Origin of the sequence: Serratia sp. NPDC078593 (assembly GCF_050268245.1) — a bacterium.
GTDB lineage: Bacteria > Pseudomonadota > Gammaproteobacteria > Enterobacterales > Enterobacteriaceae > JBNNGK01.
In genome coordinates, this window is sequence record NZ_JBNNGK010000018.1 from 1 (window position 1) to 16,799 (window position 16,799).

At 52.7% G+C, this 16,799-nt stretch carries 15 protein-coding genes; 10 read left to right on the forward strand and 5 right to left on the reverse strand.

Annotation, left to right across the window (positions count from 1 at the left end; all coding sequences use genetic code 11):
* Window positions 1–169 precede the first annotated feature (169 nt).
* The 3 genes from prc to ACQKDS_RS16855 form a co-directional block, all read right to left on the reverse strand.
* A complete protein-coding gene (prc, locus tag ACQKDS_RS16845) occupies window positions 170–2,188 on the reverse strand; it encodes a carboxy terminal-processing peptidase (protein ID WP_399672994.1) in 2,019 nt (672 codons plus the stop codon).
* A gap of 19 nt (window positions 2,189–2,207) precedes the next feature.
* Window positions 2,208–2,918, reverse strand: coding sequence for an RNA chaperone ProQ (gene proQ / locus ACQKDS_RS16850; protein ID WP_399672992.1), 711 nt, complete (start codon window positions 2,916–2,918; stop codon window positions 2,208–2,210).
* A gap of 96 nt (window positions 2,919–3,014) precedes the next feature.
* Window positions 3,015–3,512, reverse strand: coding sequence for a GAF domain-containing protein (locus tag ACQKDS_RS16855; protein WP_399672990.1), 498 nt, complete (start codon window positions 3,510–3,512; stop codon window positions 3,015–3,017).
* A gap of 243 nt (window positions 3,513–3,755) precedes the next feature.
* Here ACQKDS_RS16855 and yebS point away from each other — a divergent pair, with 243 nt between their 5' ends.
* The 10 genes from yebS to ACQKDS_RS16905 all read left to right on the forward strand — a co-directional run bounded on the left by yebS (window position 3,756) and on the right by ACQKDS_RS16905 (window position 15,607).
* The gene (yebS, locus tag ACQKDS_RS16860) at window positions 3,756–5,003 is read left to right on the forward strand and encodes a membrane integrity lipid transport subunit YebS (RefSeq protein ID WP_399672988.1); all 1,248 of its coding nucleotides are present in this window, start codon (window positions 3,756–3,758) and stop codon (window positions 5,001–5,003) included.
* Window positions 4,972–7,605: a PqiB family protein gene (locus ACQKDS_RS16865; RefSeq protein WP_399672986.1), complete on the forward strand. Its 2,634-nt coding sequence runs from the start codon at window positions 4,972–4,974 to the stop codon at window positions 7,603–7,605. The genes yebS and ACQKDS_RS16865 overlap by 32 nt, the downstream gene beginning before the upstream one ends.
* Window positions 7,606–7,717: 112 nt before the next feature.
* Window positions 7,718–9,157, forward strand: coding sequence for a 16S rRNA (cytosine(1407)-C(5))-methyltransferase RsmF (gene rsmF / locus ACQKDS_RS16870; protein WP_399672984.1), 1,440 nt, complete (start codon window positions 7,718–7,720; stop codon window positions 9,155–9,157).
* Between the two features lie 389 nt (window positions 9,158–9,546).
* On the forward strand, window positions 9,547–10,077 hold the full coding sequence (locus ACQKDS_RS16875; RefSeq protein WP_399672982.1) for a spore coat U domain-containing protein: 531 nt from the start codon (window positions 9,547–9,549) through the stop codon (window positions 10,075–10,077).
* On the forward strand, window positions 10,078–10,584 hold the full coding sequence (locus ACQKDS_RS16880; RefSeq protein ID WP_399672980.1) for a spore coat U domain-containing protein: 507 nt from the start codon (window positions 10,078–10,080) through the stop codon (window positions 10,582–10,584). It abuts the gene before it with no gap.
* 71 nt (window positions 10,585–10,655) lie between these two features.
* On the forward strand, window positions 10,656–11,129 hold the full coding sequence (locus ACQKDS_RS16885) for a spore coat U domain-containing protein (protein WP_399672978.1): 474 nt from the start codon (window positions 10,656–10,658) through the stop codon (window positions 11,127–11,129).
* 21 nt (window positions 11,130–11,150) lie between these two features.
* On the forward strand, window positions 11,151–11,903 hold the full coding sequence (locus tag ACQKDS_RS16890; RefSeq protein WP_399672976.1) for a molecular chaperone: 753 nt from the start codon (window positions 11,151–11,153) through the stop codon (window positions 11,901–11,903).
* A gap of 125 nt (window positions 11,904–12,028) precedes the next feature.
* Window positions 12,029–14,275: a fimbria/pilus outer membrane usher protein gene (locus tag ACQKDS_RS16895; RefSeq protein WP_399672998.1), complete on the forward strand. Its 2,247-nt coding sequence runs from the start codon at window positions 12,029–12,031 to the stop codon at window positions 14,273–14,275.
* Window positions 14,276–14,296: 21 nt separating this feature from the next.
* Complete coding sequence (locus ACQKDS_RS16900; protein WP_399672974.1) at window positions 14,297–15,229, forward strand: spore coat protein U domain-containing protein; 933 nt, start codon at window positions 14,297–14,299, stop codon at window positions 15,227–15,229.
* A 129-nt stretch (window positions 15,230–15,358) separates the two neighbouring features.
* The gene (locus ACQKDS_RS16905) at window positions 15,359–15,607 is read left to right on the forward strand and encodes a DUF1480 family protein (protein ID WP_399672972.1); all 249 of its coding nucleotides are present in this window, start codon (window positions 15,359–15,361) and stop codon (window positions 15,605–15,607) included.
* A gap of 49 nt (window positions 15,608–15,656) precedes the next feature.
* On the opposite strand, the gene ACQKDS_RS16910 is transcribed toward ACQKDS_RS16905, so the two are convergent.
* Window positions 15,657–16,274, reverse strand: coding sequence for a C39 family peptidase (locus tag ACQKDS_RS16910; RefSeq protein WP_399672970.1), 618 nt, complete (start codon window positions 16,272–16,274; stop codon window positions 15,657–15,659).
* Window positions 16,261–16,653: an ASCH domain-containing protein gene (locus ACQKDS_RS16915; RefSeq protein WP_399672968.1), complete on the reverse strand. Its 393-nt coding sequence runs from the start codon at window positions 16,651–16,653 to the stop codon at window positions 16,261–16,263. Before ACQKDS_RS16915 ends, ACQKDS_RS16910 begins: the two co-directional genes overlap by 14 nt.
* Window positions 16,654–16,799 lie beyond the last annotated feature (146 nt).

The window sequence follows — 16,799 nt, forward strand, 5'->3', positions numbered from 1 at the left end:
GTTTTAACAAATCAAAAGGGGTTTTTATAACTGGCTCAAAGCTGAAAGCTTTACTGAACCCCCAGCCTAGCTGGGGGTTTTCTGCGCACAAAAAACGCACCTGAAGGTGCGTTTAGTGATTATCTCGGTCGTATAACTGCAACGTTATCGCTGCGGCATGTTAAGCCCGCTAGCTTTTTTCCAAACGATCTAATTCTAACGCGATTTTTACGGTTTCATCCAGATACGGATCCGGTTGCTGATAATCTTTCGGCAACGCATCCAGCGATTTCAATGGCTTCTTACCTGCCCGCTGTAAACGATCGTTTATCCGTTGTAAGCGCGTAGCATCGTCATCGTGGTTCTCTTTCTCTCGTTGAGCAAAGTTAAGCGACACGTTGTTACGTTTATCTTTTAACGCTTTGTAATGCGCGATGTCCTGCGCGATATACTGGAACTCTGGATTTTTGGCGATACGCTGTTCGTGGTCCTTTAACAACGCCGGGACGAACCGCTTTATATCACCAACTTTGTCATAGATCGCAGCGTTGATACTGTCCCACGGCATCGCGTTATCTTCGAAGCTCTCACCGGTTTCCGCCGGATCGATACCTGTAGGCATCAGAATGTCGGGTGTCACACCTTTACGCTGCGTACTGCCGCCATCGACACGATAAAATTTTTGAATGGTGTATTGGACAGAACCCAGCGCAGGCCAATCCGGACGCAGCATTTGATCGTAAATACGGTTCAATGAACGGTATTGCTGCACGGTTCCTTTACCAAAGGTGGGTTCACCGACGATCAACGCACGGCCATAATCTTGCATCGCTGCGGCAAAAATCTCAGACGCTGAGGCGCTAAAGCGGTCAACCAGCACCACTAACGGACCTTTATAATAGGTTACGCCATCGGTGTCCGCGTCCTCACGGATTTTGCCATTGTTATCACGAACCTGAACGACAGGGCCGCTTGGAATAAACAAGCCGGAAAGCGATACCGCTTCAGTTAGTGCACCGCCACCGTTCGAGCGCAAATCGATGATCACGCTTTGCACATGATGTTTAGCCATCTTCTGCAACTGAACTTTTACATCATCGGTCAAACCGACGTAGAAGCCAGGAATATCCAGCACCGCCACTTTCTCTTTGCCGACGGTCTTAATGGTCATTTTTACTGCGCGGTCTTCCAAACGAATACGTTCACGGGTCAAGGTCACCGTTCGCGTTTTGGTTCCCTTGCCAGCTGGCAGGATTTCCAAACGCACTTTGCTGCCTTTCGGGCCCTTGATCAGTGACACCACATCATCCAGACGCCAGCCGATGACATCGACCATCCCTTTGCCCGCCTGGCCAACACCGACAATCCGATCGCCGACGGTGATCAGTTTACTCTTCGCCGCCGGACCACCGGGCACCATAGAGTTTATCAGCGTGTAATCATCATCCATTTGCAATACCGCACCAATCCCCTCCAGCGATAGGCTCATCTCGGTGTTGAACTGTTCGGTATTGCGCGGGGAAAGGTAATTAGTATGCGGATCGATTTCACGCGCAAAGGCATTCATCGCCAACTGGAATACGTCTTCGCTATTACTTTGCGTCAAACGCTTGATGGCGAACTGATAACGCTTGGTTAACGTTTCACGAATTTCTTTATCGGTTTTGCCGGTCAGTTTGAGGTTTAACCGATCATATTTGACCTTTGCGTCCCACAAACGATCCAGCTCAGCCGTGTCTTTTGGCCACGGCGCTTTGCTGCGGTCTAGATCGATAGTGTCATTGCCGGTAAAACTCATCGGTTTATCCAGCAATGACAGTGCATAGGTAAAACGCTCAAAGCGGCGTTTTTGCGCCAGATTAAACAGCGCGTAAGACGTATTCAGTTTACCGGTCTTAAGCTCTTCACCAAACGACTGGCGTTTATCGGCAAACTGCGCGACATCGGATGCCAGTAAGACATTATGGTTGTAATCCAGCATATTCAGGTAGCGATCGAAGATCTTACCTGAGAAGTCGGCATCCAACGCAAACTGGCGGTAGTGAGAGCGAGTGAAGCGCGAGGTCACGCGCTCACTCACCGTAGCATGCTGCGGTTCCTGATGTAGCTGTGGCAGTTGAACGATGCGGATGTTGGCGGTATCCGCACCGTAACTGACGCCAGCCCACATCAACGCAGCGACTGCCGTTAATCTGACAAATTTGTTCATGCCTTAGTTGGCCTCCGTATCAGAACTGCAAGTGTTCTGCGCGCACAATCATCGCCAGACCGGAAGAGAGCTGCACACGTACGCCATCTTTGGCGATTTCGAGTACGGTAGCATCCATCGCGCTCTTACCTGCTCTGACTTTGATTTCTTGACCAATTTGCAGTGCAGAGATATCGGTGACGGGTACAGGCCGCGGCTGGTTTTCCTCTTTTGCTGCACGAGGTTGACGAGCTTGCTGTGGGCGAGACTGTGGACGCGGCTTGCGATTTTCCGTTGCCGCTCCCCCTTCACGCCGCGCAGCAGGCTTCTTAGCGGCTGGACGCGGGCGACGAGGCTCAGCAGAGGCTGACTCACCGGCGGCTTCACGTTTTTTGGCGTTTTGTTCGGCACGTTGTGCCTGAACGCGCGCTTTAGCCTCCTCAAGCTGCTGGCGCGCATGATCGACATGCTGTTGCTCCAGCTCGCCGCACGGATTACCGTCGAGGTCAACACGCTGTGCGCCGACTTTCACGCCGTACAGATAACGCCAGCTTGAGGTGTACAGGCGAAGGGCAGAACGCAATTGCGTCTTGCTCAGATTCTCTTCCCCCTGCACACGTTCCACCAGATCCTGAAAAATACCGATTTTTAGCGGACGTGCTTCGCCCTCGGCGCTAAAGCAGAGCGGAAAACGCTCTGCAAGAAAAGCAATAACTTCTTTACTAGAGTTCAACTTAGGTTGATTTTCCATGAAATTTCCTGATTACAACGGTGTTGCCAACAAGCCGCAGGCATGAACAGGCGTCATTATAATGACGCCATCGGTAAATGCCACGTTAACCGTAGATCAACTTGCCGCCACAGTGACGTATTTCGCACAATTACACTGCTCTAACTGCGCACAAAGCCCCGCCACCACTGCCTTCAGGCCTATTTCATCCTGTTCATCGAACCGTTGATAAACTGTGCTGTCAATATCAAGAACGCCGATAACTTGACCACTAACTTCTAGCGGCAACACAATTTCGGCATTACTGGCCGCATCACAGGCGATATGCCCCGGGAATGCATGGACGTCACCGACGCGCTGAATGCAATTTTCCGCGGCGGCAGTGCCACACACCCCTTTACCCAACGGAATCCGCACACAGGCGATTTTCCCCTGGAACGGACCGAGCACCAATTGCTTACCGTCTATCAGATAAAAGCCCGCCCAGTTAACATCATCCAACCGCTCATTAATCAACGCACTGGCGTTGGCAAGCGCAGCGATAAAGTGAGTTTCGCCCTCAAGCAGCGCACAAAGATCGCGTTTGAATTCCGCGTAGAATTGTTCTTTTGTCATGTAGTAACCATTAACGCTCGTAAAGATAACTTCAAGCCCAGAGCTTAGCCCCTATAAAATAAGCATTAAATGCGTATAGCCACAAGGTTAATCATCTGTTACTTCACAAAACCCTGCTTAACAGGGTATGTTTGCCTCGCAGAATCGTTGATTCTCCAGCTTTGCTATCACTCAGTGGCAAAGACGGCATTATTTTCCAGCTACGCTAAATGAACACCTGCGGGCTATAGAGCAGCTTTGATAATGAAGATACACGCGATCACCGGTCCCCTCTCTCAAGCACGCCATCAGCGCTGCTGCGAATGCGATCTGTTGTTCATACTACCGCAACTGGCCGACAACCAGGCGGCCTATTGCCCACGCTGTAACGCCAAGGTGGTACACGGCCGTGACTGGTCAATGACGCGGTTGACTGCCATGGCCGTGACCATGCTGTTGCTGATGCCGTTTGCATTTACCGAGCCGCTGATCGCTATCAGATTACTGGGTGTCCACATCAATGCCAGTTTGCTGGAAGGCGTCTGGCAGATGAGCCGACAGGGCGATCCTATCACCGCCAGTATGGTGGCATTTTGCACCATGGGTGCACCGCTCACTTTAGTGCTTTCACTGCTGTATCTGCGTATCGGTCACCATTTGGGGATGAATTTACGCCCCGTACTCCTGATGCTAGAACGGTTAAAAGAGTGGGTGATGCTGGATATTTATCTGGTAGGTATGGCGGTGGCCGCGATTAAAGTAAAAGAGTACGCCGATATCGAGATGGGCAGCGCCCTTATCGCCTACCTTTGCCTGACGTTACTCAGCATTTTGACCTTGATTCACCTGAATGTGGAGCAACTGTGGCAGCGTTACTATCCGCAGGAGCAACCTGCAGGAGCATCGACAGCGTTGCATGTCTGCTTATCCTGCCATTACACCGGTTATCCTGATCAACGGGGCCGCTGCCCACGCTGCCATATTCCGATGTGTCATCGCCAGCCGTATAGCATGCAAAAAACCTGGGCGGCGCTGATCGCTGCCATGATTTTATTGATTCCGGCCAATTTGATGCCGATATCAATTATCTATGTTAACGGCTCTCGCATGGAAGATACTATCTTCTCCGGGGTAGTATCGTTAGCGACTTCCGGTAATATTCCGATCGCCGCAATTGTCTTTATCGCCAGTGTTCTGGTGCCCTTTACCAAGGTTATCGTGCTGATCACGCTGTTACTAAGCATCCATCTTAAAACGTCACACAGCCTGAAAACACGCATCCGACTGTTGCGGTTAGTGACTTGGATCGGCCGCTGGTCAATGCTCGACCTTTTTGTTATCGCACTGATGATGTCGTTGGTAAATCGCGACCAATTGTTATCATTTACTATGGGGCCAGCAGCCTTTTTCTTTGGCGCTGCGGTCATTTTAACTATTCTTGCCGTTGAGTGGCTGGATAGCCGATTGATTTGGGATGCACATGCAACAGGAAACGCCGAATACGCCGACTGAAGCGCGCGTTAAAAACAAGCGCCGCATTTCTCCGTTCTGGTTACTGCCGTTTATCGCCCTGCTGATCGCCGGGTGGTTGGTGTATAACAACGTTCAGGAACGCGGTACGACCGTCACCATTGATTTTCAATCTGCCGCCGGCATCGTCGCAGGGCGGACGCCCGTGCGCTATCAGGGGGTTGAAGTCGGCACCGTACAATCGATCCGTTTGAGCAAAGATCTCAATAAAATCGTGGTCGAAGCCAGCATCAAACGCGATCTTGAAGATTCGCTGCGCGACGGCACTCAATTCTGGCTGGTCACACCTAAAGCCTCGCTGGCAGGGGTATCAGGACTTGATGCCTTAGTTGGCGGTAATTATATCGGCATGATGCCCGGTGACGGCAAGCCGCAGACGCACTTTTCGGCACTCGATACTCAACCTAAATATCGGCTTAATACCGGCGAATTGATGATTCATCTCCATGCTGACGATCTCGGTTCGCTGACCACGGGTTCACTGGTCTATTACCGCAAGATCCCGGTCGGCAAGGTATATGACTACACTATCGCGGAGGGTAATAAAGGTGTCACCATCGACGTGTTGATTGAACGTCGTTTCACGCAGTTGGTAAAAGGTAATAGCCGTTTCTGGAACGTCTCTGGTTTTAAGGGTGACTTTAGTCTTTCTGGCGCATCGGTGCAGATGGAAAGCCTGGCGGCCCTGGTCAACGGGGCGATTGCCTTTGACTCACCGCCGGACGGTCAACAAGCCAAGGCCGACCAAAGCTATGCGCTTTATCCCGATCTGGCGCGCAGCCAGCGTGGCGTCAACATCACCTTGGATCTCCCTAGCGGCAGCAACCTGAGTGAAAACCACACGCCCCTCATTTATCAAGGATTGCAGGTCGGTACGCTCACCAAGCTCAGGTTACACGATGATAATAAAGTCACTGGCGAACTGACGATCGATCCCTCAGTCGTGGATTTGATGCGCAGCAATACGCGCATTGCTATGCGCAGCCCGCGCATCAGCCTCAACGACGCCAAACTCAGCCAGTTACTCACCGGGAATACGCTGGAGCTGATTCCCGGTGACGGCGAACCCCAGCAGCACTTTAACGTGTTGGACAGCAGTGAAACGCTACTGCAACAGCCGGGTGTGCTCACCGTTTCGCTCAATGCGCCGCAAAGCTACGGTATCGATGTGGGCCAACCGCTGATCATTCACGGCATCAAAGTGGGGCAAGTTTTGAGCCGTACCCTCACCGATAACGGCGTCAGTTTCCGTGCCGCAATTGAAGCGCAGTATCGCGCCTTGGTGCATAAAGACAGCAAATTTGTGGTCAACAGCCGGGTTGATGTCAAATTCGGACTGGGCGGTATGGAAGTGCTCGGCGCCAGTGCGCAAGAGTGGCTTGACGGTGGTATACGAATCATTCCCGGCAGCAAAGGAGAACCGGCTACCCAATATCCACTCTATAGCAACGCAGAGAAAGCCAACGCAGGGATTATCGGCAATAAACCCAAACCTACGCTGACGCTCACGGCCACCAGCTTACCAGATGTCCAAGCCGGTTCAGTCGTGCTGTATCGCAAATTCCAAGTGGGTGAAATTGTCGACGTGCGGCCAAAAGCCAACGAGTTTGACGTCGATATTTATATCAGCCCGGAATATCGCGATCTGCTGACCAACCAAACCATTTTTTGGGCGGAAGGCGGCGCGAAAGTTCAGCTTAACGGCAGTGGCCTGACCGTGCAGGCATCGCCGCTTAATCGTGCCCTGAAAGGTGCCATCAGCTTCGATAACCTACAGGGCGTCACAGTCAGCAAAGGCGCTAAGCGGGTATTGTACAGCAATGAAACCGCCGCCCGCGCCGTCGGCAGCCAAATTACCTTGCGCACCTACGATGCCAGCAAGCTCTCATCGGGCATGCCGATCCGCTATCTGGGCATCGATATCGGCCAAGTTGAATCATTGAAGCTAGCACCGAAGCGTAATGAAGTGTTGGCAAAAGCAGTGCTATACCCTGAGTATGTGGACACTTTCGCCCGCTTAGGCAGTCGCTTCTCCATCGTTTCACCGGAAATTTCCGCCGCTGGTGTGAGCAATCTTGATACTCTGCTGCAACCGTATATTAATGTCGAACCGGGCCGCAGCAGTCGCGCTATGCGCACTTTCGAGTTGCAAGAAGCCAGTATTACCGATTCGCGCTACCTCGACGGCCTAAGCATCGTGCTCGATGCCGCCGACACCGGTTCACTACAGATGGGTACGCCAGTGCTGTTTCGGGGCATCGAAGTCGGCACTATCACCGGCTTCTATTTGGGAGCCATGTCCGATCGCGTTCACGTTTCGTTGCGAATCAGTAAAAAATACCAACACCTGGTGCGTAACAATAGCGTGTTCTGGCAGGCATCCGGTTATAACCTCCAGTTTGGTTTGACCGGCGGCGTGATCAAGAGCGGCACCTTCCAGCAATTCATCCGTGGCGGTATCGCTTTCGCGACGCCGCCAACCATTCCGTTGGCTCCCAAAGCCAACGCAGGCAAACATTTTATGCTGAACGCGGAAGAGCCAAAAGATTGGAAGGAATGGGGAACCGCGATCCCACGTAATTAACCGCTAAACCTTGGCAGGAGCCTATGCAGATTGCTGCTCCTGCCAATAGGCCACGCACGCGCCCTGTGCTATACTTGTGCTTCAATTTTTGACCATCCGTAAGAGTTCCCTCGTGGCCAAACCCGTATCCGTGTTGTTACCCCCCGCTTTTCTCGACGCTACGCGCGACATCATGCCCGCTCAACTGTCAATGGATGATTTCATTGCGGCATGTCAGCGGCCGTTACGCCGCAGTTTACGCGTCAATACCTTGAAAATAAGCGTTGAAGGCTTTTTAGCGCTGGTCAAGAATTACGACTGGCAACTGGAACCGATTCCCTGGTGTGCAGAAGGCTTTTGGATCACGCGAGACGACGATGCGTTGCGGTTGGGCAGCGCGGCCGAACACCTTAGCGGCCTGTTCTACATTCAGGAAGCCAGCTCGATGTTGCCGGTGAGCGCGCTGTTTCATGGCAATCAGATGCCTGAGCACGTGCTAGATGTCGCCGCCGCCCCCGGTTCTAAAACCACACAAATTGCGGCGCTGATGAATAATGACGGCGGCATCGTCGCGAATGAGTATTCCGCCAGCCGCGTCAAAGTGCTGCATGCCAATATCAGCCGCTGCGGGGTAAAAAACACCGCATTAACCCACTTTGATGGTCGCGTATTCGGTGCCGCCTTACCGGCAGCCTTCGATGCCGTTTTGCTGGATGCGCCCTGCTCCGGTGAAGGCGTCGTGCGTAAAGATCCGGAGGCGATGAGCAACTGGTCGCCGGAAAGCGTACAGAGCATTGCCGAAACACAGCGCGAATTGATCGACAGTGCTTTTCATGCGCTGGCCCCCGGCGGCGTAATGGTGTACTCCACCTGCACCCTCAATGCACATGAAAATCAGCAGGTGGTCAACAGCCTGTTGGCGACCTACGGTGATGCGGTGAGCGTTGAACCACTGGGCACTCTGTTCCCCGGTGCGGAAAAAGCACTCACTGCCGAAGGGTTCCTGCATGTGTTCCCGCAAATTTACGATAGCGAGGGGTTCTTTGTCGCTCGCCTACGTAAACATCATGCGGTTCCGCAGTTGCCAAAACCGAGTTATAAACTCGGCAAATTCCCCTTTTCGCCGCTCTCAGCCAAAGACAGTGCGCTGGTGCGGCAAGCCGCCGCCGCCGTTGGATTAGCATGGCATCCTGATAGCAACACGCTTTGGGCCCGCGATAAAGAAATTTGGCTGTTCCCTGCCGCATTGGAGGCGATGATCGGTAAAGTACGTTTTTCCCGTATTGGCCTGAAACTGGCGGAACGCTTTCCAAAGGGATTTCGTTGGCAACATGAAGCCGTGCTGGCACTGGCCGATGGTCAAGGCAAGCTCGCTTTCGAACTGGATGCCGCGTTGGCACAGGAATGGTTTCACGGCCGCGACTTGTATCCCGACCCGCCGCCGCAAAGTGACGAATGCATCGTTACCTACCAACAGCAACCGTTAGGTATTGCCAAGCGTATCGGCAGTAGAATAAAAAACAACCTTCCGCGTGAATTAGTCCGCGATGGTATATTAGATTTCCATCAGTAATATTTTATTTATTCACGGCGATGATGAGCATTTCACCATCGCCAAATAATACTCCCCAAAGAAAACATTCTCTTTTTTATTATTTCACTCACATCGAATCACCTATTCCACACCATGCGCATTACGAGCACGCCAAAGGGATAACCTATCACTCTCCTTGCATCACACCGCGCGTACAAAGCACCTGCGCGTCAAGGTTTGAGCGTGTTGATTGGGATGCATCACAAAAAATAGAAATTTATCGGCAACTCAGAAAGATATTTTCGCTTCTCAGCGCTTTTTTTCTTTTCTTCATCTATTAATTAATAGTGGGTAAAAAAATTAATGCATCGACTGCAAATCAGCCGTCGCTTTTTCGCTTTTACGATTCTATACAGCAAGGGCAATCTATGAAAAAACTCTGGGTAGCACTCTTTTCCGTAGCTGCTGTAACCGGTGTACCACTATCACAAGCAGGGACCATTCAAGGCAACCTCGGCGTGACATTAACTATCGGTGCAGGCTGCGTGGTTAATGGTGGCGACAGCAGTGGCTCAGTGAATGATTTTGGCGCCATTAACTTCGGCACCTACTCTTCACTCAATAATATTATTGATGCCAGCTCGAGCGGCAGCGGCGGCGTGGGGACGCTGGCGCTGGAGTGTACCGACGGCACCAACTACACCGTTGCGCTCAATGACGGTTTAAACGCAACCGGCACACAGCGCCGCATGGCAAGCACTGAAGGCGCATTTATCAGTTATAACCTGTACCGTGACGCTGCCCACAGCCAGCCATGGAATGATACCGACGGCGTCCTGACGGCAACCGGCAGCGGTACGGCTGAACCCTTGATTGTTTACGGCCGCGTTCCGGCAGCTGCGGTAACCCCTGCGGAGGGCGCTTACACCGACACAGTGACGATGACGGTGAGCTGGTAAGTGCGTTGGGCGAAGCTTGCCGGCGGCAGCCTGTTGGCGCTCAGCTTCAGCGTATTGGCCGATAGCAAAAGCGCCAGTCTTGGCGTCAGCGCCACATTGGTCAATGCCTGTGAAGCCGGCAGCAACGCTGGCGGCAACATTAGCTTTGGCGCCCTCGACTTTGGCACCGCCTATTTTCTCAATAGCGCGGTTACCGTTACCGGCCAACTACATGCCGGTGCGATCAGAGTCAAATGTAATAGCGGCGCGAGCTATACCGTATTACTTGGCGGTGGACAAAGTGGCACGGCTGCCGCCCGTTATTTGCAAAATACCGGCGGCCAACGCGTGAGTTACAACCTGTATACCTCAGCTTCTTACAGCGTTATTTGGGACGACCAAACCGGCCAGTCGCAAACTGCCAACGGACAAGACCAGTGGCTCGCGGTATACGGCCTCATTCCCGCGCAACCCACTCCCGCTGTCGGTAATTACACCGACACCGTACAGGTAACCATCAATTGGTAGGCAAATATGCAACGGCTATCATCTTATGTTTGAGCGTCCAGGCAGCATGCGCCGATACCGGCGTTAATGACATGACCAAAAGCCAGGCATTTACCGTCAATGCGTCCGTGGTTAAAGGTTGCCTGCTAGGCAGTGGCAGCAGTGATGTCAGCACCTTGGGGGAGTTGAACTTCGGTCAAGTGGCTTCGCTGGCTGAAAACGTCAGTATCGTTTCCAGCGTGAACGCCGGTTCAGTGGTGCTGAAATGCAACCCGGGGTTGAGCGTGACACTCGCATTGAGTACCGGCAATCACGTCACGGGCTCAATAGCCAGCGGGCGTAAATTACAAAACGATGCCAGCAGCGAAACGCTGGTTTATCAACTTTATCAAGACAGCAATTACAGCACGGTGTGGGGCGATGACAGCAACGGTGGTGCAGCACAATGGCTCACTGCCACTGGCGATACCCAACAGATTAATGTCTACGCACGACTCTTTGCGACCAGTATCTTGCCCAGCAGTGGCACATACAGAGATACGGTCTTACTCACTGTGATTTACTAGTTTTTGCAAAGGATAACTATTATGCGTTTTATTATTCGCTTGCCGCTGCTCGTCGGCTTATTATTTTCCCTCCCATCGTCGTCGTGGGCGGCGGCTTCAATCTTGATTTGGCCGATCGATCCCGTGATTGAAAGCCAACAATCGGCCAGCGCGCTGTGGCTGGAAAATCGCGATAATAAACCGGTCTATATGCAAATTCGCGTGTTAGGCTGGCAACAACAAGCCGGTGAAGATGATTACCATGCACAAAGCGAGGTGGTCGCCAGCCCCCCTGTCGCCACCATCGCCCCCGGGAAACGTCAACTGATTCGGCTCATTCGCCAAACGCCGGTTCCAGCAGGACAAGAACGCGCCTATCGCGTTTTGATCGATGAAGTCCCCATCAAGCAACAGGCATCAGCCAGCCCACAGTTAGGGTTGAATTTCCAAATGCGCTACTCGGTGCCGCTGTTTGTCAGCGGTAGCGGCATTTGGACCAAACAGGATTATGAACGGCCGCGCGATTATGCCGAAGCCACACAACCTAAGCTGAGTTATCGCTTGTTACAACAAGGTGGCAAACGCTGGCTTGAGGTACGTAATCAGGGGGTGGTTCATGCCCGTTTGTCGAAAGTCACACTGCAGGGGCAAACGCTGAATGCGGGCTTAATGGGGTATGTATTGCCCGGTGCGCAGATGCGCTTCGCTCTGCCCCCCACGGCCAATTTATCCGCTGGCGCGCTGCAAGCACAGATCAACGATAACAAACGGCCTGTCACACTTTCACGTTACTGAGTGACACGTTATTGCGCATGTTTACTCCTCAGACGCTTGGCGCTTGGCTTGGTTGCGCGTTGGCTACGTTGTGGTTAACCGACACCGTTGCAGACAACCTGCCACCGGCCCCCCGTAGCATGGCGATGCCTGATGCTACGCTCTATCTGGAGCCGGTCGTCAATGGCCGCTCGACCGGCCATGTCATGCCGGTTAATTACCGTGGCGGTCATTATTATCTGACAGCTCAACAGTTGGCCGATATCGGGCTGCCGGTGCCGCAGCGCCAAAATAAAGAGATCGCCGTCGACCGCCTCGCCGAGGTCAATGTCACCTACAGTGGAGAAAGTCAGCAATTGCTGATTGATGTACCAAACAGTTGGTTACCACAGCAGAACATTCAGGCAAAAAATACTGAACGACAGATCTCGGCACAAAGCAGTTTGGGATTCCTGTTTAATTATGATGTCTACGCCAGCCAAAATAGTGGTGCAGGACAGCCAGGGTATGTTTCTGCCTGGAGCGAGCAACGGTTGTTTGATGGCTTCGGTGTCATCGCTAATACCGGTATTGTCCGCCGCCGTTTTAACGGGCATAACGACACGCCGGGGAGCCGTTATATCCGTTACGATAGTCAATGGCGTTATACCGACGATCGCCGCATGTTGAGCTATACCGCCGGCGATCTTGCCACCGGCGCGCTGCCTTGGACCAGTGCGGTGCGCATCGGGGGGATGCAATTAGCGCGTAACTTCGCCACCCGCCCCGATTTAATTACCTACCCCTTGCCGCAATTCTCCGGGCAGGCTGCCGTGCCAACCAGCGTTGATTTGTACATTAACAGCTATAAAAACAGCTCGGTGACGGTCAATCCTGGCCCCTTTACCTTGGATGCGATCCCTTATATTAACGGTGCCGGCCAGGCTACGGTGGTCACTACCGATGCGCTCGGCCGTCAGGTCAGTACCGTCGTCCCGTTTTACGTCGCCAGCACATTGCTCAAAACCGGCATGAGTGACTTTAGCATTGCCACTGGCGCGTTACGTCGCAGTTATGGCACCCGCTCGGCGGATTATGGTCAGTGGGTCGGCAGTGCCAATGGGCGTTACGGTGTCACTGACTGGTTGACATTAGAGGGACGTGCTGAGGGCGCGGCTGAGCTGGCAGTAAGCGGGGTCGGCAGTGGCATGCGACTGGGTCGATGGGGAGTGTTAAACACCTCGTACAGCCGCAGCCATACCGCTGACAAGCATCGCGCTAATGGCGATCAATCCAGCATCAGTTACACCTACAGCAATGCGCGCTTTAGCCTCAATGCCCAGCGCCTTTTGCGCAGCGCGGGTTATAGCGATCTGGCGGCATATAAAAGTGATTACCGGCTCAGCCGTCGTACCGATCAATTAACCGGTAGCATTGGCTTGGATCGGCTTGGCAGCATCGGTGCGGGTTACTTTGACGTGCGTGATGCCATTGGTCAGCGCACGCGACTGGTCAACGTCTCTTACAGCGTGGCATTTTGGCGCAACGTCAGCTTATATGCCTCAGTCAATCGTGAAATAGGCCAACAAGGCTACAGTGCGCAACTGCAACTGACCGTCCCCTTCGACAGTTGGGGCACCACCAGCCTCACCGCCAGCCGTGATAATCGTCAGCGTTGGAATCAGCGGGTCAGTTACAGCCGTACGGCACCGACTGACGGAGGTTTAGGCTGGAACCTTTCCTATGCTAACGGGCAACATCATGAGGGCGATTATCGTCAGGCCGATATCACTTGGCGTGCTCAGCGGGCGGAGTTGCGCGCAGGGCTGTACGGTAATCATCAAGATTATACTCGCTGGGGCGAAGCCAGTGGCTCACTGGTCGCCATGGATGGCGCACTGTATGCCACCAATACGATCAATGATGCCTTCGCGCTGGTTTCCACACAGGGTTATGCCGATATTCCGGTGAGATATGAGAACCAACTCATCGGCGTCACCAATCGCGATGGCTATCTCTTGGTGCCTACCGTCACCTCCTACTACCATGCGAAATTCCAGATTGATCCTCTGACGTTACCGGCCGACGTCAGCGTTCCAGACGTGAATAAAACCGTGGCGATTCGCGAACGCAGCGGTTATTTAGTCGATTTCCCGATCGAAAAAATGTCAGCGGCGGATGTGCAATTGGTCGACGGCGACGGCAAACCGTTGGCTAACGGCAGCACAGTGAACGTAAGAGGTACTCAGCAACACAGCTACGTCGGCTGGGACGGGAGAGTCTACCTTTCGCCGATAGACAAAAACATGCGATTACAGGTTATCTCCGCCGATGACGGCAGCCGTTGCGAAGCACAATTGAATCTGCCTACGACGGAAGGGTTGCACAACCTTGGCCCTGTTATCTGTCGATAGCCTTAACTAACGGAGTCGTTAATGAATTATGCGCTTAAAACAGGGCTATCCGCGCTCTTGCTGCTTGCTGGCCAACACGCTTTTGCCGACTGCGCGGTCAGTAATGGTACGGTCAATATGGGAACAAATAGCTCCTTTTCAGTCTACAATACCCCAATACGGGCGCAAGGCACCGGCGGGTTGAGCTGTTCTGGGCTGGGCTTGACGCTGCTCACGCAAAATACCGTGTCGGTCAATATTCTATCGACCAGCAATAACATGTTCCTGGCAAATACGGATGGCTCTGGCGATAAAATCCCCTATCAAATCTATCCCGATGCGAACTATCAATACCCGTTCTCTGTCGGGCAAACCATTGATTACAGCGCGCTGAATCTGATTTCGTTGATATTCGTTTCCTCCAGTATCTCCATTCCGCTGTATATCCAAACGACAGCCGGCGCTAACGTCCGGGCGGGCACCTATACCGATACCATCAATTTAAGCTGGACTTATCGTATTTGCGGCATCGGTATTTTAGGTCTCTGCCTGGCGTGGACCGGCAACAATGTCCCCGGAACCGTATCGCTCACCGCCGTCGTAACTAAGGATTGTTTAATCGGCAACGCGCCGAACGTCAATTTTGGCAGCATGGCAATGGTCGGTCAGTTTAATGCAATCACCCAAAGCATCACCCTCACCTGCACCAAAACCGAGGGTTACAACACCTACTTTACCCATGGCAACAACCCGGTCAGCGGCTGGCGACAAATGAAAAGCGGCACGGCAAATTTTCTGCAATATCAAATCTATCTTCCTAACTCGACCACCGTCTGGGACAGTAATAATAAACAAAGCGGCGCCGGAACCGGGCTTAGCCAAAGCATCAGCTACAAAGCGGCGGTCAATACCGCGCAAAGCGAACGCCCGATAGGCACTTATCAAGACAACGTCAGTTTTGTGGTGGAGTATTAATCCGCTCCGCCACTGGCTCAGATAATGACTAAATGATGAACGTTAAGTGGCATTTTTAGCCCGTTCGGCTATGCTCATAATGACCTAACTGGTCTTACCTCCTACCAGTCCATCTAGCAAGGAGTCTTTATGAGTGTATCCGTAGTGAGAATAGGCAGCTTTGAGGTTGATGATGCGTATTGGTCGGCTGGCTCCGAGCAGGCTGAAGAGAGCAGTATTTTGACCATCCCGTGTAAATCCGATCCTGACTTATGCATGCAGTTAGATGGATGGGATGAGCACACCAGCATTCCCGCCGTGCTCAACGGCAAGCAATTGCTCTTGTATAAGCAGCATTACGATCGTCAGGCTGATGCCTGGGTGATGCGTGTAGCATGATGGTACAAAGGGAATACGCGCTATGTTTACAAGTGCATAGCGCGTATTTTTATGTCAACGAGATACCGCGACCGGCAAAAAAGTGATTGAACACCGCCGGTGACATCGCGACATTCTCACGCGTCGCGACGCTGTCGCCCGAAGGGTTATGGAAAGTTAACGCCTCTTGACTTGCGGCGGTCACTAATACCAAATGGCCACCCTTACGCGGCGGCGTCTGATGCGGCTGGCGGATCGACGGATGCACAGAGGCGATGAAATAACGCTGTTCGTTTAATAACTGCGGCAACTGTTGAACGGTTATCCCCACCCGCACCTGCGCACTTAGCGCAAACTGCTCACTGACAAAACGTGTAAACGGTGCGTAAATCAGCCCATTAATACTATCGCCTGCGCGTTGATAAGCACCATACGGCAGACTGCGGCGGGCCAGTTCTAACACCGGTGGCGCCTGGCCGTCACGATGGCACAACACCATCTTCAGGCAGGCCATACCGCAAACATGGTTAGCCCATTCGATGTACTCTGCCTGATTTAACGCCCCGCTGCGTGCCCAATGGGGATCGTCCGCCAGTCGAGCGCGGCCGGAGATCAATGCCGCCGCCAGTTCAGGCGTCGCCCACTGGCAGCAATAAGGCACCGAGTTTAACCGTTCAGAATTTTTCAATGACCACAAAATTCATCAAAATCAGCGACATGGTTGGGGAAAAAAGATCGTAACCTTCGAAGAATCGTTGATGCTCTTGGCGCCAATAGGCCAGCGTACGATCGCCTTCCCCTTCAGCATAGGCGTGTGCTTCATCAACCTGATCAAACGTTGTCAACTCCACGCGGGTCAGCTCCACCGCGCAAACCGGCTCACCCTTACCGTCCACCACTACAAAGACGTCGCCTTTTTGCGGAATACCCTCGTTATCCAGGTTAGCGCAGGTTGCGGTTTTGGTTCCGTTAACAATCCGCATTGCCAGCTCATTCGCTTGCTGTTCCGTATCCGCAAATGCCCAACGTTCAGCATTCTCATATTGTTTGGGTAGCGCTTTAGCCATTGTTTTGCCTTATCTCTGTCATTTAACAGACAGAATAGTACACTGGAACCGGCCACGCCTGCATCAGCGACTTGCTTGTCAGCCGCAGTCATGGCCCTCTTTATCAGATTTTTACCCTAAACCACTGTGCCTAGGCCACCGCAACA

What these genes read in the sequence shown, in the direction of transcription:
- prc (WP_399672994.1), bottom strand. Translation starts at nt 2,188, where the DNA reads ATGAACAAATTTGTCAGATTAACGGCAGTCGCTGCGTTGATGTGGGCT.
- proQ (WP_399672992.1), bottom strand. Translation starts at nt 2,918, where the DNA reads ATGGAAAATCAACCTAAGTTGAACTCTAGTAAAGAAGTTATTGCTTTT.
- ACQKDS_RS16855 (WP_399672990.1), bottom strand. Translation starts at nt 3,512, where the DNA reads ATGACAAAAGAACAATTCTACGCGGAATTCAAACGCGATCTTTGTGCG.
- yebS (WP_399672988.1), top strand. Translation starts at nt 3,756, where the DNA reads ATGAAGATACACGCGATCACCGGTCCCCTCTCTCAAGCACGCCATCAG.
- ACQKDS_RS16865 (WP_399672986.1), top strand. Translation starts at nt 4,972, where the DNA reads ATGCAACAGGAAACGCCGAATACGCCGACTGAAGCGCGCGTTAAAAAC.
- ACQKDS_RS16875 (WP_399672982.1), top strand. Translation starts at nt 9,547, where the DNA reads ATGAAAAAACTCTGGGTAGCACTCTTTTCCGTAGCTGCTGTAACCGGT.
- ACQKDS_RS16885 (WP_399672978.1), top strand. Translation starts at nt 10,656, where the DNA reads ATGACCAAAAGCCAGGCATTTACCGTCAATGCGTCCGTGGTTAAAGGT.
- ACQKDS_RS16890 (WP_399672976.1), top strand. Translation starts at nt 11,151, where the DNA reads ATGCGTTTTATTATTCGCTTGCCGCTGCTCGTCGGCTTATTATTTTCC.
- ACQKDS_RS16895 (WP_399672998.1), top strand. Translation starts at nt 12,029, where the DNA reads ATGCCTGATGCTACGCTCTATCTGGAGCCGGTCGTCAATGGCCGCTCG.
- ACQKDS_RS16900 (WP_399672974.1), top strand. Translation starts at nt 14,297, where the DNA reads ATGAATTATGCGCTTAAAACAGGGCTATCCGCGCTCTTGCTGCTTGCT.
- ACQKDS_RS16905 (WP_399672972.1), top strand. Translation starts at nt 15,359, where the DNA reads ATGAGTGTATCCGTAGTGAGAATAGGCAGCTTTGAGGTTGATGATGCG.
- ACQKDS_RS16915 (WP_399672968.1), bottom strand. Translation starts at nt 16,653, where the DNA reads ATGGCTAAAGCGCTACCCAAACAATATGAGAATGCTGAACGTTGGGCA.